This window comes from Leuconostoc sp. JNUCC 76, assembly GCF_053667755.1.
The window spans coordinates 1,797,035-1,822,273 of the sequence record NZ_CM132206.1 but is presented as its reverse complement, the minus strand read 5'-3'; the positions used below and the strand labels follow the sequence as shown (position 1 = coordinate 1,822,273).

The 25,239-nt window shown below is 39.5% G+C and carries 25 protein-coding genes, 1 tRNA gene and 2 rRNA genes; 26 read left to right on the top strand and 2 right to left on the bottom strand.

The features are described from left to right. The 12 genes from JNUCC76_RS09215 to JNUCC76_RS09160 all read left to right on the top strand — a co-directional run bounded on the left by JNUCC76_RS09215 (position 1) and on the right by JNUCC76_RS09160 (position 10,512). A complete protein-coding gene (locus tag JNUCC76_RS09215) occupies positions 1-546 on the top strand; it encodes a YceD family protein (RefSeq protein ID WP_454154257.1) in 546 nt (181 codons plus the stop codon). Positions 547-642: 96 nt separating this feature from the next. Beyond that, a complete protein-coding gene (locus JNUCC76_RS09210; protein WP_011680336.1) occupies positions 643-1,332 on the top strand; it encodes a response regulator transcription factor in 690 nt (229 codons plus the stop codon). Between the two features lie 12 nt (positions 1,333-1,344). Beyond that, complete coding sequence (locus tag JNUCC76_RS09205) at positions 1,345-2,445, top strand: sensor histidine kinase (protein WP_072614159.1); 1,101 nt, start codon at positions 1,345-1,347, stop codon at positions 2,443-2,445. Beyond that, positions 2,432-2,704 carry an acylphosphatase gene (locus tag JNUCC76_RS09200; RefSeq protein ID WP_454154254.1) on the top strand — a complete coding sequence of 91 codons (273 nt, stop codon included), beginning with the start codon at positions 2,432-2,434 and terminating at the stop codon, positions 2,702-2,704. The genes JNUCC76_RS09205 and JNUCC76_RS09200 overlap by 14 nt, the downstream gene beginning before the upstream one ends. 71 nt (positions 2,705-2,775) lie before the next feature. Next, complete coding sequence (gene yidC, locus JNUCC76_RS09195; protein ID WP_454154252.1) at positions 2,776-3,696, top strand: membrane protein insertase YidC; 921 nt, start codon at positions 2,776-2,778, stop codon at positions 3,694-3,696. Positions 3,697-3,760: 64 nt separating this feature from the next. Beyond that, on the top strand, positions 3,761-4,534 hold the full coding sequence (locus JNUCC76_RS09190) for a TrmH family RNA methyltransferase (protein ID WP_454154250.1): 774 nt from the start codon (positions 3,761-3,763) through the stop codon (positions 4,532-4,534). Positions 4,535-4,611: 77 nt separating this feature from the next. Further along, positions 4,612-4,848 carry a preprotein translocase subunit SecG gene (gene secG, locus JNUCC76_RS09185; RefSeq protein ID WP_454154249.1) on the top strand — a complete coding sequence of 79 codons (237 nt, stop codon included), beginning with the start codon at positions 4,612-4,614 and terminating at the stop codon, positions 4,846-4,848. Between the two features lie 105 nt (positions 4,849-4,953). Further along, the gene (gene rnr / locus JNUCC76_RS09180; protein ID WP_454154247.1) at positions 4,954-7,278 is read left to right on the top strand and encodes a ribonuclease R; all 2,325 of its coding nucleotides are present in this window, start codon (positions 4,954-4,956) and stop codon (positions 7,276-7,278) included. 11 nt (positions 7,279-7,289) lie between these two features. Then, positions 7,290-7,754: an SsrA-binding protein SmpB gene (gene smpB, locus JNUCC76_RS09175; RefSeq protein WP_454154245.1), complete on the top strand. Its 465-nt coding sequence runs from the start codon at positions 7,290-7,292 to the stop codon at positions 7,752-7,754. Positions 7,755-7,889: 135 nt separating this feature from the next. Continuing rightward, positions 7,890-9,446 carry a ribonuclease Y gene (rny, locus tag JNUCC76_RS09170; protein WP_454154243.1) on the top strand — a complete coding sequence of 519 codons (1,557 nt, stop codon included), beginning with the start codon at positions 7,890-7,892 and terminating at the stop codon, positions 9,444-9,446. Between the two features lie 143 nt (positions 9,447-9,589). Then, a complete protein-coding gene (locus JNUCC76_RS09165) occupies positions 9,590-9,982 on the top strand; it encodes a DUF948 domain-containing protein (protein ID WP_454154241.1) in 393 nt (130 codons plus the stop codon). A gap of 2 nt (positions 9,983-9,984) precedes the next feature. Further along, positions 9,985-10,512, top strand: coding sequence for a hypothetical protein (locus JNUCC76_RS09160; RefSeq protein WP_454154239.1), 528 nt, complete (start codon positions 9,985-9,987; stop codon positions 10,510-10,512). A gap of 16 nt (positions 10,513-10,528) precedes the next feature. On the opposite strand, the gene rnhC is transcribed toward JNUCC76_RS09160, so the two are convergent. Beyond that, positions 10,529-11,440 carry a ribonuclease HIII gene (rnhC, locus tag JNUCC76_RS09155; RefSeq protein WP_454154238.1) on the bottom strand — a complete coding sequence of 304 codons (912 nt, stop codon included), beginning with the start codon at positions 11,438-11,440 and terminating at the stop codon, positions 10,529-10,531. Between the two features lie 197 nt (positions 11,441-11,637). Here rnhC and JNUCC76_RS09150 point away from each other — a divergent pair, with 197 nt between their 5' ends. The 6 genes from JNUCC76_RS09150 to JNUCC76_RS09125 all read left to right on the top strand — a co-directional run bounded on the left by JNUCC76_RS09150 (position 11,638) and on the right by JNUCC76_RS09125 (position 17,142). Continuing rightward, positions 11,638-12,015, top strand: a complete 378-nt coding sequence (locus JNUCC76_RS09150; RefSeq protein ID WP_454154236.1) for a hypothetical protein — start codon at positions 11,638-11,640, stop codon at positions 12,013-12,015. A gap of 109 nt (positions 12,016-12,124) precedes the next feature. Continuing rightward, the gene (locus tag JNUCC76_RS09145) at positions 12,125-12,517 is read left to right on the top strand and encodes a cell division protein ZapA (protein ID WP_454154235.1); all 393 of its coding nucleotides are present in this window, start codon (positions 12,125-12,127) and stop codon (positions 12,515-12,517) included. Further along, the gene (locus JNUCC76_RS09140; protein ID WP_454154233.1) at positions 12,514-13,035 is read left to right on the top strand and encodes a CvpA family protein; all 522 of its coding nucleotides are present in this window, start codon (positions 12,514-12,516) and stop codon (positions 13,033-13,035) included. The genes JNUCC76_RS09145 and JNUCC76_RS09140 overlap by 4 nt, the downstream gene beginning before the upstream one ends. A 58-nt stretch (positions 13,036-13,093) precedes the next feature. Next, positions 13,094-15,496 (top strand): endonuclease MutS2, encoded by a 2,403-nt coding sequence (locus JNUCC76_RS09135; RefSeq protein WP_454154231.1) that lies wholly within the window; start codon positions 13,094-13,096, stop codon positions 15,494-15,496. Between the two features lie 155 nt (positions 15,497-15,651). Further along, positions 15,652-16,002 (top strand): hypothetical protein, encoded by a 351-nt coding sequence (locus tag JNUCC76_RS09130; RefSeq protein WP_010279689.1) that lies wholly within the window; start codon positions 15,652-15,654, stop codon positions 16,000-16,002. A gap of 63 nt (positions 16,003-16,065) precedes the next feature. Continuing rightward, on the top strand, positions 16,066-17,142 hold the full coding sequence (locus JNUCC76_RS09125; RefSeq protein WP_454154228.1) for a metaphase chromosome protein 1: 1,077 nt from the start codon (positions 16,066-16,068) through the stop codon (positions 17,140-17,142). A 50-nt stretch (positions 17,143-17,192) separates the two neighbouring features. Here JNUCC76_RS09125 and JNUCC76_RS09120 read toward each other — a convergent pair whose 3' ends face one another. Continuing rightward, on the bottom strand, positions 17,193-17,519 hold the full coding sequence (locus tag JNUCC76_RS09120; RefSeq protein ID WP_454154226.1) for a hypothetical protein: 327 nt from the start codon (positions 17,517-17,519) through the stop codon (positions 17,193-17,195). Between the two features lie 256 nt (positions 17,520-17,775). Between JNUCC76_RS09120 and gmk the strand changes: the two genes are divergently transcribed. The 8 genes from gmk (at position 17,776) to JNUCC76_RS09080 (ending at position 25,228) form a co-directional block, all read left to right on the top strand. Continuing rightward, complete coding sequence (gene gmk, locus JNUCC76_RS09115) at positions 17,776-18,372, top strand: guanylate kinase (protein WP_011680324.1); 597 nt, start codon at positions 17,776-17,778, stop codon at positions 18,370-18,372. A 10-nt stretch (positions 18,373-18,382) separates the two neighbouring features. After that, positions 18,383-18,595, top strand: a complete 213-nt coding sequence (gene rpoZ / locus JNUCC76_RS09110) for a DNA-directed RNA polymerase subunit omega (protein ID WP_011680323.1) — start codon at positions 18,383-18,385, stop codon at positions 18,593-18,595. A 38-nt stretch (positions 18,596-18,633) separates the two neighbouring features. Beyond that, a complete protein-coding gene (locus JNUCC76_RS09105) occupies positions 18,634-19,221 on the top strand; it encodes a peptidylprolyl isomerase (RefSeq protein WP_454154224.1) in 588 nt (195 codons plus the stop codon). Between the two features lie 72 nt (positions 19,222-19,293). Continuing rightward, positions 19,294-19,677: a CvfD/Ygs/GSP13 family RNA-binding post-transcriptional regulator gene (locus tag JNUCC76_RS09100; RefSeq protein ID WP_454154222.1), complete on the top strand. Its 384-nt coding sequence runs from the start codon at positions 19,294-19,296 to the stop codon at positions 19,675-19,677. 6 nt (positions 19,678-19,683) lie between these two features. Further along, positions 19,684-20,055: a hypothetical protein gene (locus tag JNUCC76_RS09095; protein WP_454154221.1), complete on the top strand. Its 372-nt coding sequence runs from the start codon at positions 19,684-19,686 to the stop codon at positions 20,053-20,055. Positions 20,056-20,386: 331 nt separating this feature from the next. After that, positions 20,387-21,937, top strand: a 16S ribosomal RNA gene (locus tag JNUCC76_RS09090). Between the two features lie 114 nt (positions 21,938-22,051). Continuing rightward, a tRNA-Ala gene (locus tag JNUCC76_RS09085) sits at positions 22,052-22,124 on the top strand. 188 nt (positions 22,125-22,312) lie between these two features. Next, a 23S ribosomal RNA gene (locus tag JNUCC76_RS09080) occupies positions 22,313-25,228 on the top strand. Together the 16S and 23S rRNA genes with 1 tRNA gene alongside form the textbook arrangement of a ribosomal RNA operon. The last annotated feature ends 11 nt before the right edge of the window (positions 25,229-25,239 follow it).

Below are 25,239 nucleotides of genomic sequence, written 5' to 3'. Positions count from 1 at the left end.
ATGAAATATGCAAAAAATCAATTATTAAAATATCGTCAAAGTCCGTTAATTATCGAAGAAACTTTAAATTTGGAGGAACAAGCTAAAAGTCGTTTTGCAGAAGCCATTTTAGCGTTATCGCCACTTGAAGTTACGGTAAGCATTAGCTATTTAGATAATGATGATATCACTCTAGACGTGAATGTTCTAGGAAATATCACAGTGCCGTCTTCACGGTCATTAGACCCTGTGGTTGTGCCAATTAATTTAGCATTTTCTGAATTATACATTGAGGATGAGAATCGTCTCAAGGATTTTGAAGAAACCGAGGCTGTTTTTGTACTTGAGAATGATTCCTTAAATGTAGATGATGCTATTTTGGATAATATTATAGCAACTTTGCCTTTACAGATTTTAACGCCTGAGGAAGAGACCGGTGATAAGTTACCATCCGGAAAAGATTGGCATGTTATCAGTCAAGAAGCTTATGAAAATGAGAAAATGATAGAAGATGAACCCAAAATTGACCCTCGATTGTCAAAATTAGACGATTTTTTCAAAGAATGAGAAAACACTTGCAAGAGTTAAACAAATGCTCTAAAATAAAGGGAAGTAATACAAATAGACTCGGCTTCTGCCGATTTAAAACATTGAGGACAAAAAATGAGTAAAGTATTGATTGTTGAAGATGAAGAAAACTTGGCAAAGTTTGTTGGTCTTGAGCTTAAACATGAAGGATATGAAGCTGAAACGGTGAATGATGGTCGTTCTGGGCTAGATTTAGCATTAGAAAATGATTATGATGTTATTTTGCTCGATTTGATGTTGCCTGAACTAAATGGTTTGGAAGTTGCACGTCGATTGCGTGAAGTTAAAAAAACACCAATCATCATGATGACTGCTCGTGATTCAGTGATTGATCGTGTTTCGGGATTGGATTATGGCGCTGATGATTACTTGGTAAAGCCATTTGCAATTGAAGAATTATTGGCTCGTATTCGTTCACTTTTGCGCCGTATTGCAATTGAGACAGAAACAAACGATAAGCATCGTTCAATTATTAACTTCAAAGACCTTCGTATTGAAAAGGAAAATCGTATTGCACGTCGCGATGATCAAATTATTAATTTGACAAAGCGTGAATACGACTTGCTATTAACATTAGTAGAAAATATTAATGTGGTTCAATCTCGTGAGCAATTATTGAAAGAAGTTTGGGGCTTTGATTCTGAAGTAGAAACGAATGTTGTTGATGTGTATATTCGTTATTTGCGTAATAAGATTGATGATCCTGAAAGTAAAGCATCATATATCCAAACAGTACGTGGTACTGGCTACGTGATGCGCAGCTAAATCTGATTAATTATGGACAATAATGAAAAAGAAACAACTAAAAAAGCTGTACGCCGATTCTCACTGCGCTGGCAGTTAGCACTTGGAATGGCGTCCGGCTTTTTTGTTATATTTATAGTATTTGCTTTATTGCTTTCTGGGTTGATCAAACATCACTATGGTGTGCTGCCGAATGAAGTTATTTTTTGGTTGTGGGTTATTATTGCTTTTGGCGGTTTGGCAATATTTATATTTGCACTTATCTTAACTAAAGTAATTTTAAGGCCAGTCCGATTAATTGAAACCACCATTGAGGCTTTTGAAGATGATCCGATGACAGAAGTACGTGCCAGTGAAGTTGGTGCAAATGATGAATTTTCTGATTTAACACGTATTTTAAATCGCACAATTGACCGTTTACAAGCATTAATCAGTGCGCAGCAGCAATTTGTTTCAGATGTGTCTCATGAACTCCGTACGCCGGTAACAATCGTTAAAGGCCACATGGAACTTCTGAATCGTTGGGGTAAAGATGATCCAGAAGTTTTGGAAGATTCAATCAAATCCTCGCTGGCAGAAGTACAACGAATGGAAACATTGATTAACGAAATGCTCAATTTAACACGTGCGGAGCAAATTCCGGTTGACAATGTGAAAGAAATTACTGATGTTGGCGGTACAATGAATCGTGTTTATGACAACTTTAAAATGATACATCCTGACTTTTCTTTTACCCTAGATGATGATTTATCAACAAAGGCAAGGGTCAAGATTCGTCAAGATCATATGGAACAAATTTTGATTATTCTAGCCGATAATGCTGTAAAGTATTCTCTAGATCGTCATGAAATTCATTTTGCCTTGTCACAGACAGCAAATCGTGTTGAAATTGGTGTGCAAGACTTTGGTGAAGGATTGACACCGGAAGATGCAAAACGTGTCTTTGATCGCTTTTATCGCGTTGATAAGGCGAGATCACGAGCTAAAGGTGGAACTGGGCTGGGGCTAAGTATTGCGCAACGTTTGGTAGAGGCTTATGGTGGTACAATTGCATTAGAAAGTGCAGAAGGATCAGGGTCAATTTTCACAGTGTATTTGCCTTTGTATGTTGAGGAAAAAAATGAAAGCAATTGAAGTTGATGTTTTTGGTTTAGTACAAGGTGTTGGTTTTCGGTGGTTTACACAACGAACTGCACAGCAACACAATATTGTTGGCTGGGTAAGTAACCAAACAGACGGTTCTGTTAAAATACAAGCTCAGGGTTCACACAGTGATTTAACAGTTTTTTTGTCAGTGCTCGAGAAAGGGCCTGGTTTTTATAGTCGTGTTGACAAAGTTATCACAACAAATATTCCATTGTTTGAGATAAATGACTTTGCTATTCGTGGGTGATTCTTGCTATAATAGTATCTTGTAATTGTGCGCAACTTTTTTAACATGATTTTCAAGGAGAAACCCTGATTATGAAACAATTAAAACGCGTTCTGACGTTTGCGTTTGTTATTTTTGATATTATTTTGCTTACTGGTGGTTATAATCAACACAGTAGAATGTATCGTTGGATTGGTCAGCCATTGGCTGAATTAATGACGAATATCGCTCATTTTATCGGCGGTGTTAACGGTATTGGGTGGGCAATTATCGTTATAACTGCAATTTTCCGCTTGATTCTGTTACCATTTTTCTTGAATCAACAAGTTAATACAACTATCAATCAAATTAAAATGCAAAAGTTGAAGCCGGAAATTGATAAATTACAAACTTTATCTCGTAAGGCAGCTACGACAGAAGAACAACAAAAAGCTAGTATGTCGATGATGTCATTATATCGAGAAAATGATGTCAGTGTTATTGGTGGCATTTCATTTTTGACAATGGCAATGCAATTGCCTATTTTCTCAGGATTATATTCTGCCATTTTGCATGCACCAGCTTTGCAGGGGGCATCTTTCTTAGGATTTGACCTTGGGAAACCGCAATTAATTTTTGCCATCGTTGCCGGTATTATTTATCTAATTCAGGCTTGGTTAATGATGCAACATATGCCTGAAGAACAACGTAAGACATCAGCTGCAATGATGTTTGTTAGTCCAGTAATGATTTTTGTTTTTGCTATGATTGCAAGTGGCGCTATTGGCCTATACTTCGTTATTGGCGGTATATTCGCTTTGATACAATCACTGATTCAACATATACAACGTCCAGGGCTAGAGAGACGAGTTGCAGCAGAATTTGAAATTAAAAAGACGGCTGACGATTTAATGGCTGAAGATATGCCGATGCCAAATGCTAAGGCAGTATCATCTGAATCTGCTGCTAAAGTAACAAAATCTGTAGAAAATCACAATAAGAAGAATCGCAATGCTGGGAAACAGCAACGATAAAAGTAAGTACGTCATTTTTTGACGTACTTTTGTCAGTTCTTAGAAAGAACAGAAAGAAATACACATGGAAAGAATTATTTCAAATCAAAATGCACGTGTGAAAGCATGGGCAAAACTTGCAACAAAGAAAGGTCGTCAAGAGAATCATACTTATTTGCTAGATGGCTTGCATTTAGTTGAAGAGGCGGTCAAGGCTGGTGCAAAATTCCATGCAATAATGGCTACAGAAAAGCAAATGGCTGACTATCTCCCAAATGTGCCTCATGGTGTTCCGGCTTTTGAAATCAGTGAAGAAGTTGCCAAACATATTGCTGGTACGAATACCCCACAAGGTATTTTTGCAGAAATTAGTTTACCTGAAAAGACATTTGATCCCAGCTATGTTCACGATGGCGCGTGGTTGTTGTTAGACAAAATTCAAGACCCTGGAAATGTTGGTACATTAGTGCGAACAGCAGACGCAGCAGGTTTTAAGGGTGTTGTTTTAGGTGCTGGCACAGCTGATGCATTTGCTCCCAAAGTTGTACGTGCTATGCAAGGGTCTCAATTCCATTTAGAAGTCTTGAACGGAGACTTAAGCGAATGGGTTGCTGCCTTGACAGCTAATAATCTTCCAGTTTATGGTTCACAATTAAATGAAAAAGCAAAATCATATCGCGATGTTGAACCAAGTACACAATTTGGTTTAGTTGTTGGTAATGAGGGACAAGGCATGTCAGCTGAGTTGGCAGAGAAAACAACAGCCAACTTATATATTCCTATTCAAGGACAGGCTGAAAGTTTGAATGTAGCTATTGCTGGTGGTATTCTGATGTTTAGTTTGGCATTGGGAAACTAATAACATTTTGCCAAAATTAGCGATTTAGCGTAAAATTTGCTATAATAAATGTTAACGATTTAATAGAGGATATAACTGTGGAAAAACTACTTACTATTGCTCTAATTGTTGTAGGCTTTTTGCTTATTATGACAGTTATGATGCAACCAAGTAAACAACAAGATGCATTATCAGCATTATCAGGTGGCGCAGGAGATTTGTTCGCAGAGCGTAAATCGCGTGGATTTGAAGCTGTTATGCGTCGTGCAACAGCAGTGCTTGGTACATTATGGTTTATCATTGGATTTGCCTTAATGTACATTTCAGCACATTAAAATAATCAGTTTACGCTTTTTTCGTAAACTGGTTTTTTTTATACCAATTTATAGTAAATACCATACATACTGTATGATATTAAATTAAACTAACAAGGAAAACATATGGAACTAGAACAATTAAAATCACAGCTTACTGGCTTCTTGAAAGCCAACCGTGAGCAAATATTTACCGCACAAAACTTAGCTGACGGCTTAAGAATGACAGATAGCAAAGAATACAAACAGGTTGTCAATGCTTTAAATGCTAGTGTACGTGACGGGGATGTTATCGACATCAAAAATGGTTATCAATATAATAAAAATGCTGGCTATACAATTGGCGAGTATCGTGCTAATGATAAGGGCTTTGGGTTTGTTAAATACGATGACGAGTTACCTGACTTTTTTATTAACCCAGAAAACACCCTACAAGCAATGCAGGGCGATACGGTACGTGTTTCAACATTAAAGCCGTCACCAACACCAGATCGCGGACCAGAAGGTAAAGTAGAAGAAATTCTTGAACATGCTTACGAGCGTATAGTAGGTACCTTTTCATTAGGTTCAGAAGCTCGCAATATGATCGGTGAATTACACCTTAGTGATAAGAAAACAATGAATTTTAAAGTGTTAGTTAGCGGTGACGGATTAACACCTAATGATGGTCAGGTAGTCGTAGCGGAAGTTACTCGTTTTCCTGATAAAATCCATCCACGAGAAATAATTGCCACGGTAACCGAAACACTTGGATATAAAGATGAACCAGGAATGGACATCTTACAAATCGTTTACAGTAAGAAAGTCCCAAATGAATTCCCGCAAGAGGTGTTAGATGATGCACTCGAAATCCCAAGTGAAGTTTCCGAATCTGAATGGGCTGGCCGAGAGGACATCACAGAGCAAACATTAGTTACAATTGATGGTGCTGACACGAAAGATATTGACGATGCTGTAGTTGCTTGGAAGTTAGACAATGGTAACTACCACCTTGGTGTGCACATTGCAGATGTTTCACACTATGTGACGGAAGGTTCTAGTATTGATGCTGAGGCTTATAATCGCGGTACATCTGTCTATCTGACTGATCGTGTTATTCCAATGCTGCCTAGAAATATATCTAACGGTATTGCTTCGTTAAATCCAAACGTTGTGCGTTTGGCGATGTCTGCAGAGATGGAAATTGATCCACAAGGAAATGTAGTGAATAATAGACTTCATACTTCAGTTATGAAATCTCATGCTCGTATGACTTACGATGCGGTCAATAAAATTTTGGAGGGTGATGTTTTCGTCCAAGATGAGTACGCAAAATTAGTCCCCATGTTTAAAGTGATGGGTGAGCTACATGAAATTCTGTATGATATGCGTAAAAAACGTGGCGCAATAGAATTTGATGCACCTGAGGCACAAATTATTGTCGATGAAGATGGTAAAGCCACTGATATTAAGTTGCGAGAACGTGGTACCGCAGAACGAATGATTGAATCCTTCATGCTAGCGGCCAATGAAACAGTTGCTGAGCATTTTGATAAACTTAAAGTACCGTTCTTGTACCGTATTCACGAGACACCCGATGCTGATCGTGCTAAGTCGTTTTTTGAATTTTCAAAAGCTTTAGGGCACCCAGTTGTTGGTGATCCAAGTAAAGTAACACCAATCATGTTACAAAAGTTAATGGAAGATGTTGCTGGTGATCCTGCTGAACAAATGATTTCTACGATGATGTTGCGCGCGATGAAACAAGCGAAATATTCACCGGATCCAGTTGGACACTTTGGTTTGGGTGCGGAATATTATACTCACTTTACTTCACCAATTCGACGTTACCCCGATTTGACAGTCCATCGATTGATTAAATGGTATGAGAAACATGGTCATGGTGTTCAAGCACAAGAAAAGTATGCTAGTCATCTTGGTAAAATTGGTGAAGATACAAGTTCACGTGAACGTCGAGCCATTGATACTGAACGTGATGTTGATGCTTTGAAGAAGGCTGAATACATGATGGATAAAGTTAACCTCGAATTTGATGGGGTAGTCAATTCGGCGTTAAAGTTTGGCTTGTTCATCAGTCTTGAGAATACAGTTGAAGGATTGGTTCATATTTCGAACTTGACTGATGATCATTATGAGTATGATGAGTCTCATGCTGCATTAATTGGCCGTTCGAAGCATCGTATTTTCCAAATTGGTCAAAAAGTACGAGTCAAGGTTTTGCGCGTTAATAAAGATGAGCGCGTAGTTGATTTTGTATTGGTTAATCCAGAAGATGCGCCAACAACAGATATTCGTGTAGCCTCAAAGGCACATGGTAAGTTTGGTAAAGGTCGCAATCGTGATGAGCGGCGTAAAAATGAGCGCCGTGGTAAATCAGAAGGACCACGTCCAAAGAGAGCACCCTTAGATAGTAAACAGGGGCATAAACGAGATAGCAAACGTAACTTTTAAGGTGGTTTGTCATGGCAAAAAAGAAACAAAATACTGAAAATTATCTCGCTCAAAATCGTAAAGCACGATTTAATTATGCCATTGCGGAAACTTTTGAAGCTGGCATCTCGTTAACGGGAACGGAAATTAAGTCAGTTCGGGCGGGTCAAATTACCATAGGTGATGGATTTGTAACGATACACAATGGTAGTGCTTTGCTAACCAACGTGCATATTTCCTCTTATGTGCAAGGAAATCAATTTAATGTTGACCCATTACGGACCAGACAACTACTGTTACACAAACGAGAAATTCGAGTTCTTGAGAAGGCAGCACAGGAACAAGGTGTAACAATTGTTCCTTTGAAGGTTTATTTAAAACATGGCTTTGCTAAAGTTTTAATTGGTATAGGTCGTGGAAAGAAAAAATATGATAAACGAGAAGATATTAAAAAACGTGATCAAGAGCGAGAACTAAGCCGTCGATTTAAAAATTAGGAGCTAAAACGCTCTTTTTTATTTTTGTAAAACAACTCACCGGTCTCTGGAATACTCTATTGACCCGTCATGAATTAACATATATACTTAATATATGTGAAATCTAATATTCACAAGCTGAAAGGATATACTAACATGGTAGTTACAATCATTTCAGTGTTTTTCGCAATTGTGATTGGTCTTGGTATTGGATACTATGTGCGCAAGTCACAAGACGCGCATAAAGTTATTTCTGCCGAGCAAATGGCAACTAACATTCTTGAACAAGCAAATAATGAAGCTAAGAGTTTGAAACGTGCAGCAGAAGTTGATGCTAAAGATTTGGCACAAACTTATCGAAATCAAGTTAATGATTCGTATAATGATCGTCAACAGCATCTGCAGCAACAAGAACAAAGGCTAGAAGACCGCATCAATAACCTCGATAAAAAAGATGCGGCCTTGAATCAACGTGATGCATCATTGATTCAAAAAGAAAATCAAGTACAGACACGCCTTGATGAAGCAGATAAAAAAGAAGTATTAGCACAGAAGTTGTTGACTACACAACAAGACAAGTTGGAAGAAATTGCTCAACTGTCTCCTGATGATGCTAAGAAACAAATTTTAAGTGAAACTAAAGCAAGTTTGACTCGTCAACGAGCAGCCTTGATTAAAGAATCGGAAGAAGAAGCAACTAGTGAAGCTGAGAAGCGTGCTCGTAATATTATTGTGCAAGCTATTCAACGTTCCTCAGCTGATTCTGTTGCTGACGTGACCGTCTCTGTTGTCAATTTGCCAAGTGAAGATATGAAAGGAAGAATTATTGGTCGTGAAGGCCGTAATATTCGTACTTTAGAATCACTAACTGGCATTGATTTAATCATTGATGATACACCAGAATCAGTCGTTTTGAGTGGATTTGATCCTGTCCGACGTGAAATCGCAAAAATGGCATTAGATGCCTTAGTTGCGGATGGTCGAATTAATCCGTCTCGTATTGAAGAAATGGTTGACAAATCACGACGTCAAATGGATGAAACGATTCGTGAAAAGGGTGAACAAGCTGTCTTTGAACTAGGATTACGAGGCATGCACCCAGACTTAATTAAGATGATAGGGCGTATGAACTATCGAACTTCATACGGTCAAAATGTGCTCCAGCATTCAATCGAGGTCGCAAAACTTGCGGGAATGATGGCAGCAGAGCTTAAAATGGATGTCGCGCTTGCGAAACGCGCTGGATTAATACACGATATTGGAAAAGCAGTTGATGCTGAGGTCGAAGGTTCCCATGTGGAATTAGGCGTCAGGTTAGCTGAGAAGTTTAATGAGAAGCCAATTGTAATCAATGCAATTGCTTCTCATCATGGCGATGTTGCAGCAACCTCGCCGATTGCTGAATTAGTAGCTGCGGCTGATGCTATTAGCGCTGCTCGTCCCGGGGCTCGTAGCGAGTCACTAGAAAATTATGTGCAACGTTTAAAGGATCTTGAAGCGATTGCAAATAATTATCAGGAGGTTCACACAGCATATGCTATTCAAGCAGGTCGAGAAGTGCGTGTGATTGTTGAGCCTACAAAGGTTACAGACTTGCAAGCTAAAGTATTGGCGCACGACATTAAGTCGGATGTCGAAGAAAAACTCGAATATCCCGGACATATTAAAGTTACGGTTATTCGAGAAACGCGTGCAATTGATTATGCACATTGAACCATGATAAATAACAGACCATTAAAAAGTCGTTCGTAGAGCGTCTTTTTTTGTTATAATTAATGCAAGTGAGAATATTTTAAACTTTTCATAAAAAGTTAGACAAAGTATAATCATAACTATGATATTTAGCGGAGGATTTTATGGAACCAGGACAATTAGCATTAATTATATTTGCCGTAGCCTTTTTAATTTTGGTGATTTTTATTGGCATATTCTTATTACGTCTAACACGTTCATTGAGTGTTATAACAATGGATGTCGACACGATTGCGCGTTCAAGTAATGAAATTTTGGGAAACGCTAATGTATTGCTAAATGATATCAATGGCAAAGTTAAAACCCTTGATCCAACGGTACAGGCAGTGGCTGATTTATCAGTAACTGTGTCAAAACTAAATAATTCAGCACAAAATGTTACTCACAAGTTTTCAGGTGTTAAGGCCGGTGCAACTGGTGTGGCGGCTGCTATGACTAAAAACGCTACAAAAGCAGCTATGGGTAGGTTTAGAAACAAAAAGAAGACGGAGGTCTAATTATGTCAAAGACAAAAGTATTTATTGCAGGTGTTTTAGCAACTACGGCAGCATACGTTGCTTATAAAGCATTGCCTAAAGATAAGCAGGATGAGTTGTCCGCCAAAGCACATAAAACGGGTGCATTACTACGTGATAAAGCTTATGATGCTGCTTACAATGCAGCGGATTTAGCGGCTGATGTGACAGAAAAGGCCAAAGAAAAAACTGCTGCCTTGAAGACGGATAGTCAAGAAAAATATGCTGACCAAATTGACGCTGCAACTGAAAAAATTAAGGATTTAACAGATCAAGCAGCGCCATATGTTGATAAAGCTAAAGATTTTGTTTCACCATACATTGAAAAAACACAAGATGCACTTACTGATTTACGAGATAAATTTGCTAGTGAGGATATTGAATTAACGCAAGATGATGTTGATTTGGAAGAAGCTTTGGCTGATTTAGCCGAAGATGAAAGTATAAAAAAAGATGAATCGAAATCGGTTGCAGACAAAATTACTTCAGAAACAACAAAACCAGAAGCATAAATAAAAAGCAGAAAGTCTATAATAGGCGTTCTGCTTTTTTAGTATTGGCAAAATGTAATTTAGCATAGTGTTTCAAATCAATACCGCGTCGTAATAATTCCGCAGCAACAGTATCAACTTCACGTCCTGCACCAATGGGCAGTTTGATACCAGCTTCAGTACTTAATTTAGACATGGTGTCTAATTCTACTACGCGAGCTAAGATGGAAGCAGCGGCGACACTCAAATGATATTGCTCGCCTTTAGTAGTGAAGTATACATTTTCATGAATTACTCGTTGTTGCTTGGCTTTTTTGAGATAATTGAAGTATGTGCTTTGTTGTGCAAATTGATCAATTAAAATGGCTTGGGGTATGGTTGGAAAAATTTTATCCAATACTTTACCTAAGGCAAAGTTATGAGAAATTGCTTTCATTTGGTTCACATTATGCAACGGTTGCAGTTGATTATATTTTTCAGGCATTAAATTAACAACATGATGAGGCAACTTAGCAATAATTTGGGGAGCAATTTTTTTCATTCTGTCGTCTGTTAAGGTTTTGGAGTCTGCAATTCCTAGTGCTCGCACCCATTCTAAGTTTTCTTCGGACACATAAACAGCGGCTGTTGTTAGTGGACCAAAATACGCACCAGCGCCTACCTCATCAGAACCTAGAACTGACCAGTTGGCAAAACCAGCAGGTAGATCAATAACTGTTTTTTCGGTCGTTTGAGATTTATGTGATGAATTTGTTTGCCACTTAGCAACCTCAGTATTAACTGACTTGCCTTGAAACATGATTTTCCCTGAATAATAGCCTGTTACAGTGACAGATCCAGTGGTGACCGAAAACAAGGCTCCAGCAGGTACCTTGTTAGAAGGAAATTGGTGATAATAATTTGCTATTTGCTCTAATTGTTCTCTATTAACTTGAATAACTGTTTGCATATTAGCAGTATATCAGTTTTTTGGACCCGTGTGTTTAGATAAAAAAGAATTGTTTGGTTTTCAGTAATGTTCATTGGCTCTTAGTGAAAATCTTCTTAAAAATAGTTGATAATATGTTAATATTGTATAATTACAAGGTTTTATTTAATGTAATGGGTATTATTGAATTACATTTAAAAGGGGAGAGAGAATAAAGTATGCTGAAAGCTAAATCACTATTAATAGGCCTTATAACAGTAGTCATTTTTGGTGGAATATCTTTTTTGTTGTGGAAAAGCATTGTTGGGGCAGATTACACAGTGGTTAATAAAAGAGACGAAAGAAAATTTTGCCAGGTTCTTCATAAAACTGATGTGTCTGATAAAATTCTTCGATTTAAGATAGATGATAAAGTTATTAAAGGGGATTCGATCTTATTACAGTTACCAAAAAATAAGAGTAAGAAAGTTAGTATTTTAGTTAAAAATAATCATATTGATAGAATATTTAAAGTTGGTGACATCATCACTGTTAAACTTAACCGCAGTATAAAAATTGACGATAATTTTTACATTGTGAGTGCTGATATTAAATAATTTTAGAAATCATACAATATCCTTTACCTCCTATAGAGGGTCTATCAATGAAGTTTATGGGGTTGGTAGTTTTCCCGCGCAATTATGGGATTTATTGTATAATTAATGTATGACAAAACAACAAAGAAGACAATACAAGGCAACTATTGCTGGTAAAACATATATTATTTCTGGGGAGGCGAGTCTGCCTCATTTTAAATCAACAGAGGAATTACTTAATAAACAAATTAAGCAAATTAAAGTTGTTGCTCCAAAGTTGTCACAATTGGATCAGGCGATTCTTTTGACATTCAATTCAATATCTGATCAGTTGTATAAACAAGCAGAAATTGATGAATTACGTGAAAAAGTAGCTGAAATGCAAGCAGAAATTAATTTGCTACAATCGCAAAAAGAAAGGCTGAAGCCTAAAAAAAGTGCCGTTTCAAGTATTATTGCAACAGCTAAGCAAGAGAGTCGCACGCGCGCATCAAACAAAATATTTAAGGAAACTGACAAATGATTTTATTAGGATTGGCAGTAATTTTTATTTTAATCACTATTAGAATGGGTTATCGCATGGGATTAGTCAATGCGGTACTGCGTTTTATATTGTGGGTAATTGTTTGGTATATTGCTATTAAATTTTCTAAGCCGTTTGGGCAACTATTAACCGATTTCGTTTCGGGACAATTTGTGCGAACGACAATACCACAGAATGTTGTTGGTGACGGATCGCAATTTTTAGCATCAGGATTAGTATTTACAATAATATTCATCTTGGGTGGCATTGTGAGTCACTGGATATTAAAATCTTTTAGTGTTGTTCGACACATTCCATTATTGGGGTGGCTTGACGCGGTCCTCGGTGCTCTGCTGTATGCTATCATGGGCGCTGTCATAGCATTTTTTGCCTTAGAACTATTGTCTGTAATGCCTAACGTCTGGATTCAAGACCAATTCTTAAAAACACCGCTATTAAACGATATATTAGACAACATGCCATTTTTTGCTAATCAAATATATAATTGGTGGCTATAAAATCTGACATAGAACAGAATCTAGTAACATTTTTGTTCTAGATATTTGGGAAAATAAAATGAATCAAAAAGTACTACAAACATTAGAATATGACAAAATCAAGTCACAACTGAGTGATTTTTTATCAACGCCCATTGGACGACAAGAAGCAGACACGCTGCAGCCAATTACTGATGTGCATACAATTAATTATTGGCTGCAAGAAACAGCAGATGCGACGATGATTGATCGTTTGAAAGGCGGCATCCCGCTAGCTAAATTAGCTGATATCACGCTGCATTTGAAAAGACTAAATATTCAAGCGAGCTTAAGTGCTACTGAATTAGCTGAAATAGGAAATGTTTTACGTAATACAAGTGCTATTTCTAATTTTTTCATACAGATGAAAGATGAGTCAATTGGTGAATCTTTAGAAGTGCTTGTTGAACAAGCTGAGCAACTAGAAACCTTGCCTGAGGTTACCAAATTAATTCAAACTGCTATTGACTCAACTGGTCGTATTAATGATGAAGCATCCTATGAGTTAAAATCAGTTCGAGGCAAAATAGTTGGTCACGAAAATGCCATTAAAAATAAGATGCAGGGATTTACTAAAGGCAAAACTGCACAATATTTGAGTGATCCGATTGTTACTATTCGAGGTGATCGGTATGTTTTACCAGTAAAAGCAGAGTATAGAAATCAATTTGGTGGTGTTGTTCATGATCAGAGTCAAACAGGATTGACACTTTATGTCGAACCACAAGCTGTTGTTGAATTGAGTAACAAACTAAGCGAGCTTCGCGTGAAAGAAAATGCAGAAGAACAGCGGGTGTTGCAGGAACTATCAGCAGAATTAGAGCCGCATACAAAAGAGATTCAACAAAACGTTCAAATTTTAGGGCATTTTGACTTTGTTAATGCCAAAGCTCGGTTAGCAGCCCGCTTAGATGCCATGCAACCAACTGTCAGCGTCGAGAACCACATTAACTTGCGACAAGCTTGGCATCCATTGCTGGATAAAAAAATTGCAGTAGCTAATGACATAAGCCTTGGGGATAGCTACAAAACTATCATTATTACTGGTCCTAATACTGGTGGTAAAACGATTACGATTAAGACGCTTGGGCTATTGCAATTAATGGCTCAATCTGGATTATTTATAACGACAAGGCAACCTTCTACGGTAGGTATTTTTGATGAAGTTTTTGCAGATATTGGTGATGAACAGTCAATTGAGCAAAACTTATCTACCTTCAGTTCGCACATGGCCAACATTGTGTCAATGCTTGACCACATTGATGATAAAACGTTAGTTATTTTCGACGAACTTGGCGCTGGAACTGACCCAGCAGAAGGAGCAGCACTGGCAATTGCTATATTAGACAAAGTTGCTAGTCTAGGGGCGTATACGATAGCTACGACACACTATCCTGAGTTGAAGTTATACGGTTATAATCGACCAGAAACTAAAAACGCTTCAATGGTGTTTGATGTGGAAACGTTACAACCAACTTATCAATTTTTGATGGGTGTGCCAGGACAATCTAATGCCTTAGCAATTGCGAAACGTTTAGGCTTTGGCGAAGATGTCATTGGTTCAGCGATGGCTTTGACTGATGAATCGGATCAAGACCTGAATAATATGATTGCTGATTTGGTTGCACAGCGAGATGAAGTCAAAAAAAATAATGATGAACTTAGGTCACAACTAAAGGCGACGGAAGAAAAGTCAGAGGCTTTAAGCGAAGAACAAAGTAAGTTAGAAAAAGAGCGCGCCCATGTTATTTTAGACGCTAAAAATGAAGCTAATCATATTGTCGCCGCAACCAAAAAGCAGGCAGAACAATTGATTAGTGAAATTCGTAAAGAGCGTTTAAGAGCAGGACAGCGTGGTGAGTTAACTGAGCAAGAACTGCAATCCAAAAAAGGAGAGCTAGATCAGTTACGTCAGAATGACGCTTTGGAAAAAAATAAAATTTTGCAAAAAGCCAAAAAGGTAAAAGAACTAGCCCCTGGGGATGAAATTACCGTTCGTTCTTACAACCAGCAAGGTACTTTAGTCAAAAAGCACAAGAATGGTCAATGGGAAGTGGAGATGGGCATTTTAAAAATGCTTGTTGATGAAGACGATATTGTTAAAACTGAAGCAACTGTGAAGGCTCAAAAAGGTAAAGCTAAGAAGAAGCAACAAAAAGTTATTCGAAAAACAACAAGCAATGGGTCAGCGCGGGCTTCTGTGAAATCATCATTGGATTTGCGTGGTGTACGTTATGAAGCTGCTTTAACCGAGTTAGATCGATATTTAGATACGGCGGTATTAGCAAACATTAGTCCTGTTGAAATTATACATGGAAAAGGCACAGGTGCGTTGCGTCAAGGTGTTACCGAGTTTTTGAGATCAGATCGTCGCGTGAAGTCGTATCATTTTGCTAGTGCAAATGCAGGTGGTGACGGTGCAACGATTGTAGAATTGAAGTAATTTAACTATTGTTTAAGAAGAAGGCTTTCGACGAGAAAGCCTTCTTCTTTCGTAAGAATGAGTATTAAATTGGGATTAATACGACGAATATTGATTGTGCAATTTGATTGTTTTTTTATAGTATACTTGTATTGAAACTATTTTAAGGAAAACACATGGCAAAAGAAAAATTTAACTCTCAAGAATTTTTATCATCATTATTTCACTATGCGCACGGATTTAATTTTAATCATATTATTTTTGATGCAAACAGATATAGGGTCTCAGTTAGTTTGATGCGCAGGTCAGCAACATATGGGAACGCAGAAATGTTTTATGTGTCTGCAGATCCAAAAGAGTTTGCCCCAGTGATGTCAGCTATTAATAGTGCGATTGAAATTGCCGAATTAGAGGGCAAACAGCAGGCAACCGTTGTCACGCCTAATTTAGAGCGTAACGAGCAAGTATTTCAGTTCAAGTTACGCGAGTTTGGTAGTGGGAAATACAATTTAGATTTGAGTATTTAAAAAGGAGGATGTGTTGAGTGTAGATCACGAATTATAAGTGGTCTAATTTGACACTTTTATGATATGAAACAAGGAAAATCAGCGCAAATAAAAAAAATGCGTCATATAAAATCAAAGCAGAAATTTACTTCAAAAAGTGTATTGCCAGAATTTAACTATAATGATTTTGCGGGCTTTTTACGTGCACGATATTATTTGACATACAATACCAAATATTCTACAGAAACATTTGAAGTAGCTTCTTTTTTCTTGGATGACGTGATCGCTACGATTGTGCAACAAAATTTTACGAAATTTACTAGCAACGAACGCGCCACTGTTAATTTAAACGAGGTTATGCAAGCAGCGTTAGTGAATAGCGATGATCGTGATTGGCGTTATTTTGTACTGTTGGTACCCGTCTTGTATGATATGCAACAATTCTTGGTAAAAGAAAGCAGTGTTAACAAGAGATTTATCGCCCACGCACCAAAGTTTGATATTAATTTTTGGCGTATGATTATACGTACGGTAATCGCGATTAATTTTTTCAAGTGGCAAGGTAAAGATGTTGCGGAAATGATGAAAACGTCAAACGCCATTGACGAATTACAATTTAAGTTTTTGTCGGAAAATGAAGATGATGATGATTTTAATCTTGAAATTATTAATGAAACATTCCGCGGACTATCACCTAAAATGAAGCCATTGAAGGATACTGATGATGTGCAAAAATTGCAACCATCGTTGTCACCAGATGAAATGCAAGCAGAGCTTGAATTTGCTGATAAAAACCTACAAAAGTTCCAAGAAGCTTCTGTCAAAGATGTGGTCAGTGAGAATGTCATTAATATGCTTCATGCGTTGCACGAGGGAATAGCACGTGAGTTTAATGTAACTCATAAATTATGGCGAGCAAATTTGTTAAATGCATTTGTTGAAAAATATCTGTTAGATTATTGGACACCACAGTGGCGTGATTTAGATGGCATTGGTGGTGAGGTTAAATCTTATTTAACTTTTTTGAGTAGTAAAAAAGCCCTCACAGGGTTAGGTGACCTTGTAGCAGGGACTCTTGATATTGATCGTTATATTGATGTAATTGCGATTAATTCTTTACTTGAAAAGTTAGATATGAAAGAAATAGAGAAACTTAGTTAAAGCACAACTATGATTGTGCTTTTTTACGTAAAAATATGGTCGGTTGACAGTCAATTAAATGAAATATGTCGAATCATTCCTGGTGTTATATTAGAGAATTTGTGAGTCTTATAGGATTGCATGAAAAGTTGGCCATGATTATTTTGATAAATGTATCCCGATAACTGCGTAATGCGTTCATTTAACAACGAATCATTGATCTGAACGGTTACAGGATTAGTTGTATTTAGCGCTAGTTCTAAGCGTACAATGATTTCCTGTGCGTTTAACTGGCGCTTTAAAGGGGTCGCTTTTTTTGAAGCAACGTATCTAATAAGTTTTTGAAGTAAATGATGTAATGGTGCTTGAAATTGATGTTGGACAATATAATTTTGCATACCAGTCTTCTCCACTCGTTATTGTATAAATTTATTATACGAACAAATGTTCAAATAAGCAAATCATAGAAAGTTTCTTAAACGTTTCTTGAATATTATTATGATAGTTATGTTGATAAATAGGCATATTTTGTTTATAAAGTCTATATTTGTCTATGCGAACAAATATTCACTACAGTGGCTGTGTTTATGTTACCATTGATATTATGGCTGTAAATTGGTATAATGTTCTTATTAGTTTATAAAGAGGAATATTATGACTCAGCGTGGTTTATTAATCGTACTTTCAGGACCCTCAGGTGTCGGAAAAGGCACTGTACGTAAAGCAATTTTTGAAGAAGAAAGCATTGATTTTCAATATTCGATCTCCGCTACAACGCGTCAGCCCCGTGCTGGAGAAGTAGACGGTGAAGATTATTTCTTTGTAACCCGTGAACAGTTTGAAGAAAAAATTAATAATGGAGACATGTTAGAGTATGCAAAATATGTCAGCAACTATTACGGAACGCCTAAGAGCTTTATAGACGAAACGTTGGCAAGCGGACGTGATGTTTTTTTGGAAATAGACGTACAAGGTGCCTTGCAAGTTAAATCAAAAATGCCAGAAGGTATTTACATATTTTTGACACTTCCGGATTTAGCAAATCTACGCGACCGTTTGGTCGGCCGTGGTACAGACTCTGCTGATGTGATTGAAAAACGAGTTGCAGCGGCGCGTGATGAACTTAAAATGATGATTAATTACGATTATGCTGTTGAAAACGATGTGGTTTCAAACGCAGTTGAACGAATCAAATCAATCATTACAGCAGAACGCTTACGCGTAACACGTGTATTTGATAAGATACAATAAGGAGAAAGACATGTTACTATATCCATCAGTTGATAAGCTATTAGAAAAAGTTGACTCACGTTATAAGCTAATTGCTTTAGGCGCAAAACGTGCTCGTGAATTGGATGCTGGTTTACCAGCAACTCAAGAAACGTTTGAATCGAATAAGTCTGTTGGGCAAGCGTTAGAAGAAATTGAAAATGGCGCTGTCATTATTGACCCCAAATTTGAAGACGAAGTATAAACGCCAACAGGCGTTTTTATAATTTTAGGAGAAAATTCATGGTAGATTATCCACAATTAGATGCTGCTAATTATAGTGGCCCTGTTGCAACTTTTAAAACAAATAAGGGTGATATTAGAATTAAATTGTTTTCTGACATTGCGCCAAAAACTGTCGAGAATTTCATTACACATGCAAAAAATGGATATTACAACAATGGCATTTTTCATCGTGTTATCAGTGACTTTATGATCCAAGGTGGCGATCCTGAAGGAACCGGCATGGGTGGTGAAAGTATTTGGGGTGGCAGCTTTGAAGATGAGTTTAGCAATCGTTTGTTTAATACTTATGGGGCTCTTTCGATGGCTAACGCCGGTCCTAATACGAATGGGTCGCAATTCTTTATTGTACAGGCATCTAATTTTCCATCACAAATGGTTTCGGCATTGCGTGATTTGCCGGCAGAGGTAGCTGATTTTTATCGACAAAAAGGTGGTACGCCATGGCTTGATGGCAAACACACTGTGTTTGGTCAAGTGATTGAAGGATTAAATACTGTTGATGAAATAGCACAAGTAAAAGTTGATATGGCGGATAAACCACGTGAAGACGTAGTTATCAATACGATTGAGATAGCAGGTGCATAACCTGCTTTTTTTATTGTTTAAAAGAACGAACAACTAAGAGACCATGATATAATGAATTATAGAGGCAAAAAAATGAAGTATTCTATAGGTCAAAAACTAAAGGGACATATAACAGGTATTCAACCTTATGGGGCATTCGTATCTTTAGATGATCATACACAAGGGTTGATCCATATTTCTGAGTGTAAATCTGGCATTGTCCGTGATTTGAATGGTGAATTAAAGGTAGGCAAAGAAGTCAATGTCGTAATTATGGACATCGAACAGTATAACGGTAAAATAAGTTTATCACTGCGTCAAGATGAAATGATAAACACTAACAAAAAAATGATGGGCAAAAACCACAATTTAAAAAAACGTTTTTGGACAAACTATCATTTAGAATACGGCTTTACATCTATTGCTAATAAACAAAATGAATGGATTGAAGAGACACTTGAGCGTCTCGGAAAGTGAGTAAATATGTCGTTAATAGCAGTTACAGCAATTGCAGTGAAGGATAATCTACCTTATTTTTTGGTACAAAAAAAAGAAAATGGCTACCAGTTCTTCACTACAAAGATGCATAAACACAATAATGATACATCTTTGGGAGCAGCACTACGCGGGTTAAAAGATTTGGGGCCAGTAAATTTTGATGATTGGCATCTTGGTGAATTGACTAGCGTGGAAATTGACGGTGATTTATTATCGATTTATTCCTTTGAAGTAAAAGATACTGAGAAGATTGAACAAGAATTAAATTTTAAACTTAAATTTATGCCAGCCAATAAGATTCATGAGCTCTTAAAAACCTTAAAAACCACATTGTTTGTCAGTTTTGAAGAAAATTGAAAAAAGGGTTGACTTTTTTAATAAAGCGAGTATAGTTATAGGAGTTGTTTCATACGAAGCAACAGCGCGAAGGTAGTGAAGTCGAGAAAAACTTCTTAAAAGAAGTAGTTGACAAAGCTAAACGAGCGTGGTAAGATAATATAGTTGTCTCAGCGACAACGAGTAGCACATTGAAAACTGAACAAAACTTTGAACAAACGAATCTGTGGCTGTTACGTAAAGTAACAAAAACAAATTTGCGAAGTCAATTCGTAACAAACAATAAACGGATTACGTTATAGAGATATAGCGAAAGATAGTCAGTTTAATCGAAGAGCAATCTTCAAATTTTCAAATTGAGAGTTTGATCCTGGCTCAGGATGAACGCTGGCGGCGTGCCTAATACATGCAAGTCGAACGCACAGCGAAAGGTGCTTGCACCTTTCAAGTGAGTGGCGAACGGGTGAGTAACACGTGGACAACCTGCCTCAAGGCTGGGGATAACATTTGGAAACAGATGCTAATACCGAATAAAACTTAGTGTCGCATGACATAAAGTTAAAAGGCGCTTCGGCGTCACCTAGAGATGGATCCGCGGTGCATTAGTTAGTTGGTGGGGTAAAGGCCTACCAAGACAATGATGCATAGCCGAGTTGAGAGACTGATCGGCCACATTGGGACTGAGACACGGCCCAAACTCCTACGGGAGGCTGCAGTAGGGAATCTTCCACAATGGGCGAAAGCCTGATGGAGCAACGCCGCGTGTGTGATGAAGGCTTTCGGGTCGTAAAGCACTGTTGTATGGGAAGAACAGCTAGAATAGGAAATGATTTTAGTTTGACGGTACCATACCAGAAAGGGACGGCTAAATACGTGCCAGCAGCCGCGGTAATACGTATGTCCCGAGCGTTATCCGGATTTATTGGGCGTAAAGCGAGCGCAGACGGTTTATTAAGTCTGATGTGAAAGCCCGGAGCTCAACTCCGGAATGGCATTGGAAACTGGTTAACTTGAGTGCAGTAGAGGTAAGTGGAACTCCATGTGTAGCGGTGGAATGCGTAGATATATGGAAGAACACCAGTGGCGAAGGCGGCTTACTGGACTGCAACTGACGTTGAGGCTCGAAAGTGTGGGTAGCAAACAGGATTAGATACCCTGGTAGTCCACACCGTAAACGATGAACACTAGGTGTTAGGAGGTTTCCGCCTCTTAGTGCCGAAGCTAACGCATTAAGTGTTCCGCCTGGGGAGTACGACCGCAAGGTTGAAACTCAAAGGAATTGACGGGGACCCGCACAAGCGGTGGAGCATGTGGTTTAATTCGAAGCAACGCGAAGAACCTTACCAGGTCTTGACATCCTTTGAAGCTTTTAGAGATAGAAGTGTTCTCTTCGGAGACAAAGTGACAGGTGGTGCATGGTCGTCGTCAGCTCGTGTCGTGAGATGTTGGGTTAAGTCCCGCAACGAGCGCAACCCTTATTGTTAGTTGCCAGCATTCAGATGGGCACTCTAGCGAGACTGCCGGTGACAAACCGGAGGAAGGCGGGGACGACGTCAGATCATCATGCCCCTTATGACCTGGGCTACACACGTGCTACAATGGCGTATACAACGAGTTGCCAGCCCGCGAGGGTGAGCTAATCTCTTAAAGTACGTCTCAGTTCGGATTGTAGTCTGCAACTCGACTACATGAAGTCGGAATCGCTAGTAATCGCGGATCAGCACGCCGCGGTGAATACGTTCCCGGGTCTTGTACACACCGCCCGTCACACCATGGGAGTTTGTAATGCCCAAAGCCGGTGGCCTAACCTTTTAGGAAGGAGCCGTCTAAGGCAGGACAGATGACTGGGGTGAAGTCGTAACAAGGTAGCCGTAGGAGAACCTGCGGCTGGATCACCTCCTTTCTAAGGATAATCGGAAAGCGACAGGGACTTAAGTGTCAATTTGTTTGTTTCAAAGTTTTGTTTAGTTTTGAGTGTGATACTTTAATAGGTATCATGGTCTCAAAGTGATCCTATGGGGAATTAGCTCAGCTGGGAGAGCACCTGCTTTGCAAGCAGGGGGTCAGCGGTTCGATCCCGCTATTCTCCATAGCTAGTCGAAAGGCTAGCATGTTGTACATTGAAAACTGAATAGTAACAAATTCTTTTAAAAGCAATCGAAAGATTGTACTAAAATGAACCGAGAAACAACACAAAAAGTTCTTTAAAAAGAACGGTTTAATCGCAGGTCTGAAAAATGACCAACTCATAAACTTAAACCACAACTACGGTTGTATAGGTTAAGTTAATAAGGGCGCGTGGTGAATGCCTTGGCACTAGGAGCCGATGAAGGACGTGACTAACTACGATAAGCTTTGGTGAGCGGTAAGTACGCTATGACCCAAAGATTTCCGAATGGGGAAACCCAACTCGTAAGAGTTGTCTGTATCTGAATACATAGGATATTTGACGGAATACGCTGTGAACTGAAACATCTCATTAGCAGCAGGAGCAGAAAGAAAAATCGATTCCCTAAGTAGCGGCGAGCGAACGGGGAAGAGCCCAAACCAACGTGCTTGCATGTTGGGGTTGTAGGACTGATATATAAGAGTTACAAAAGTGTTTTATAGCAGAACAAGTTGGGAAACTTGGCTATAGAGGGTGATAGCCCCGTAAGCGAAATGAAGCACACTCTTTTCAGGATCCTGAGTACGGCCGGACACGTGAAATCCGGTCGGAATCTGCGGGGACCATCCCGTAAGGCTAAATACTCCCTAGTGACCGATAGTGAACCAGTACCGTGAGGGAAAGGTGAAAAGCACCCCGGAAGGGGAGTGAAATAGTTCCTGAAACCACGACGCCTACAAGAAGTCAGAGCCCGTTAATGGGTGATGGCGTGCCTTTTGTAGAATGAACCGGCGAGTTACGGTATCGTGCGAGGTTAAGGTGGAAAGACCGGAGCCGCAGCGAAAGCGAGTGTGAATAGCGCGAATAGTACGATGCTGTAGACCCGAAACCAGGTGACCTACCCATGGTCAGGATGAAGGTGAGGTAAAACTTACTGGAGGTCCGAACCGGTGCATGTTAAAAAATGCTCGGATGAACTGTGGGTAGCGGTGAAATTCCAAACGAACTTGGAGATAGCTGGTTCTCTCCGAAATAGCTTTAGGGCTAGCCTCATTATAAGCATACTGGAGGTAGAGCACTGTTAAGCCTAGGGGCCCATCTCGGGTTACCAAAGTTTGATAAACTCCGAATGCCAGATATGTATGAATGGGAGTCAGACGATGAGTGATAAGATCCACCGTCGAAAGGGGAACAGCCCAGATCGCCAGTTAAGGTCCCTAAATATATGTTAAGTGGAAAACGATGTGATAGTGCATAGACAACTAGGATGTTGGCTTAGAAGCAGCCACCATTTAAAGAGTGCGTAATAGCTCACTAGTCGAGTGCCATTGCGCGGAAAATGTACCGGGGCTAAACATATTACCGAAACTGCGGGTGCACGTAAGTGCGCGATAGGAGAGCGTTGTAAGGGCAATGAAGGTAGACCGTAAGGACTGCTGGAGCGCTTACAAGTGAGAATGCCGGTATGAGTAGCGAAAGACAGGTGAGAATCCTGTCCACCGAATGACTAAGGTTTCCTGGGGAAGGCTCGTCCACCCAGGGTTAGTCGGGACCTAAGGCGAGGCTGAGAAGCGTAGTCGATGGATAACAGGTTGAGATTCCTGTACCAGTTGTAATGCGTTATTACCGATGGAGGGACGCAGGAGGCTACCAGATGCGCACTGATGGATATGTGCGTGCAAGCAGTAAGTCTTGAAAAGAGTGAAATGCTTTTTTCTATAAGGACAAGCTGTGATGCGGATCGAAATAAAGTAGAGAAGTCTGAGACGTCACACTGCCGAGAAAAGCTTCTAGGAAGTATTACACTGCCCGTACCGCAAACCGACACAGGTAGTCGAGTGGAGAACACTAAGGTGAGCGAGAGAACCCTCGTTAAGGAACTCGGCAAAATGACCCCGTAACTTCGGGAGAAGGGGTGCTCATGGTAAAACATGAGCCGCAGTGAATAGGCCCAGGCGACTGTTTATCAAAAACACAGGTTTCTGCAAAATCGTAAGATGAAGTATAGGGGCTGACGCCTGCCCGGTGCTGGAAGGTTAAAAGGAGTGCTTAGCTTCGGCGAAGGTACGAATTGAAGCCCCAGTAAACGGCGGCCGTAACTATAACGGTCCTAAGGTAGCGAAATTCCTTGTCGGGTAAGTTCCGACCCGCACGAAAGGCGTAACGATCTGGGCACTGTCTCAACGAGGGACTCGGTGAAATTTAAATACCCGTGAAGATGCGGGTTACCCGCGACAGGACGGAAAGACCCCATGGAGCTTTACTGTAGCTTGATATTGAATGTTTGTGCTGCTTGTACAGAATAGGTAGGAGACGTTGAAGATTGGACGCTAGTCTAGTCGGAGTCGCACGGTGGGATACTACCCTCGTTGTATGAACATTCTAACACTGGTCACTCAACGTGATCGTGGACAGTGTCTGGCGGGCAGTTTGACTGGGGCGGTCGCCTCCTAAAAGGTAACGGAGGCGCTCAAAGGTTTGCTCAGAATGGTTGGAAATCATTCGTAGCGTGTAAAGGCATAAGCAAGCTTGACTGCGAGAGCTACAACTCGAGCAGGTACGAAAGTAGGACTTAGTGATCCGGTGGTTCCGCATGGAAGGGCCATCGCTCAACGGATAAAAGCTACCCTGGGGATAACAGGCTCATCTCCCCCAAGAGTCCACATCGACGGGGAGGTTTGGCACCTCGATGTCGGCTCATCGCATCCTGGGGCTGTAGTCGGTCCCAAGGGTTGGGCTGTTCGCCCATTAAAGCGGTACGCGAGCTGGGTTCAGAACGTCGTGAGACAGTTCGGTCCCTATCCGTCGCGGGCGCAGGAAATTTGAGAGGAGCTGTCCTTAGTACGAGAGGACCGGGATGGACATACCGCTGGTGTACCAGTTGTTCCGCCAGGAGCATTGCTGGGTAGCTATGTATGGATGAGATAAACGCTGAAAGCATCTAAGTGTGAAACTCGCCTCGAGATGAGATTTCCCATCTATTTAATAGAGTAAGACCCCTTAGAGATGATGAGGTAGATAGGCTAGAAGTGGAAGTTGAGTGATCAATGAAGCGGACTAGTACTAATAGGTCGAGGACTTAACCAAAGTCTAAAGAA

Coding starts and splice junctions, on each gene's coding strand:
- JNUCC76_RS09215 (WP_454154257.1), top strand. CDS start 1: ATGAAATATGCAAAAAATCAATTATTAAAATATCGTCAAAGTCCGTTA.
- JNUCC76_RS09210 (WP_011680336.1), top strand. CDS start 643: ATGAGTAAAGTATTGATTGTTGAAGATGAAGAAAACTTGGCAAAGTTT.
- JNUCC76_RS09205 (WP_072614159.1), top strand. CDS start 1,345: ATGGACAATAATGAAAAAGAAACAACTAAAAAAGCTGTACGCCGATTC.
- JNUCC76_RS09200 (WP_454154254.1), top strand. CDS start 2,432: ATGAAAGCAATTGAAGTTGATGTTTTTGGTTTAGTACAAGGTGTTGGT.
- yidC (WP_454154252.1), top strand. CDS start 2,776: ATGAAACAATTAAAACGCGTTCTGACGTTTGCGTTTGTTATTTTTGAT.
- JNUCC76_RS09190 (WP_454154250.1), top strand. CDS start 3,761: ATGGAAAGAATTATTTCAAATCAAAATGCACGTGTGAAAGCATGGGCA.
- rnr (WP_454154247.1), top strand. CDS start 4,954: ATGGAACTAGAACAATTAAAATCACAGCTTACTGGCTTCTTGAAAGCC.
- smpB (WP_454154245.1), top strand. CDS start 7,290: ATGGCAAAAAAGAAACAAAATACTGAAAATTATCTCGCTCAAAATCGT.
- rny (WP_454154243.1), top strand. CDS start 7,890: ATGGTAGTTACAATCATTTCAGTGTTTTTCGCAATTGTGATTGGTCTT.
- JNUCC76_RS09165 (WP_454154241.1), top strand. CDS start 9,590: ATGGAACCAGGACAATTAGCATTAATTATATTTGCCGTAGCCTTTTTA.
- JNUCC76_RS09160 (WP_454154239.1), top strand. CDS start 9,985: ATGTCAAAGACAAAAGTATTTATTGCAGGTGTTTTAGCAACTACGGCA.
- rnhC (WP_454154238.1), bottom strand. CDS start 11,440: ATGCAAACAGTTATTCAAGTTAATAGAGAACAATTAGAGCAAATAGCA.
- JNUCC76_RS09150 (WP_454154236.1), top strand. CDS start 11,638: ATGCTGAAAGCTAAATCACTATTAATAGGCCTTATAACAGTAGTCATT.
- JNUCC76_RS09145 (WP_454154235.1), top strand. CDS start 12,125: ATGACAAAACAACAAAGAAGACAATACAAGGCAACTATTGCTGGTAAA.
- JNUCC76_RS09140 (WP_454154233.1), top strand. CDS start 12,514: ATGATTTTATTAGGATTGGCAGTAATTTTTATTTTAATCACTATTAGA.
- JNUCC76_RS09135 (WP_454154231.1), top strand. CDS start 13,094: ATGAATCAAAAAGTACTACAAACATTAGAATATGACAAAATCAAGTCA.
- JNUCC76_RS09130 (WP_010279689.1), top strand. CDS start 15,652: ATGGCAAAAGAAAAATTTAACTCTCAAGAATTTTTATCATCATTATTT.
- JNUCC76_RS09125 (WP_454154228.1), top strand. CDS start 16,066: ATGAAACAAGGAAAATCAGCGCAAATAAAAAAAATGCGTCATATAAAA.
- JNUCC76_RS09120 (WP_454154226.1), bottom strand. CDS start 17,519: ATGCAAAATTATATTGTCCAACATCAATTTCAAGCACCATTACATCAT.
- gmk (WP_011680324.1), top strand. CDS start 17,776: ATGACTCAGCGTGGTTTATTAATCGTACTTTCAGGACCCTCAGGTGTC.
- rpoZ (WP_011680323.1), top strand. CDS start 18,383: ATGTTACTATATCCATCAGTTGATAAGCTATTAGAAAAAGTTGACTCA.
- JNUCC76_RS09105 (WP_454154224.1), top strand. CDS start 18,634: ATGGTAGATTATCCACAATTAGATGCTGCTAATTATAGTGGCCCTGTT.
- JNUCC76_RS09100 (WP_454154222.1), top strand. CDS start 19,294: ATGAAGTATTCTATAGGTCAAAAACTAAAGGGACATATAACAGGTATT.
- JNUCC76_RS09095 (WP_454154221.1), top strand. CDS start 19,684: ATGTCGTTAATAGCAGTTACAGCAATTGCAGTGAAGGATAATCTACCT.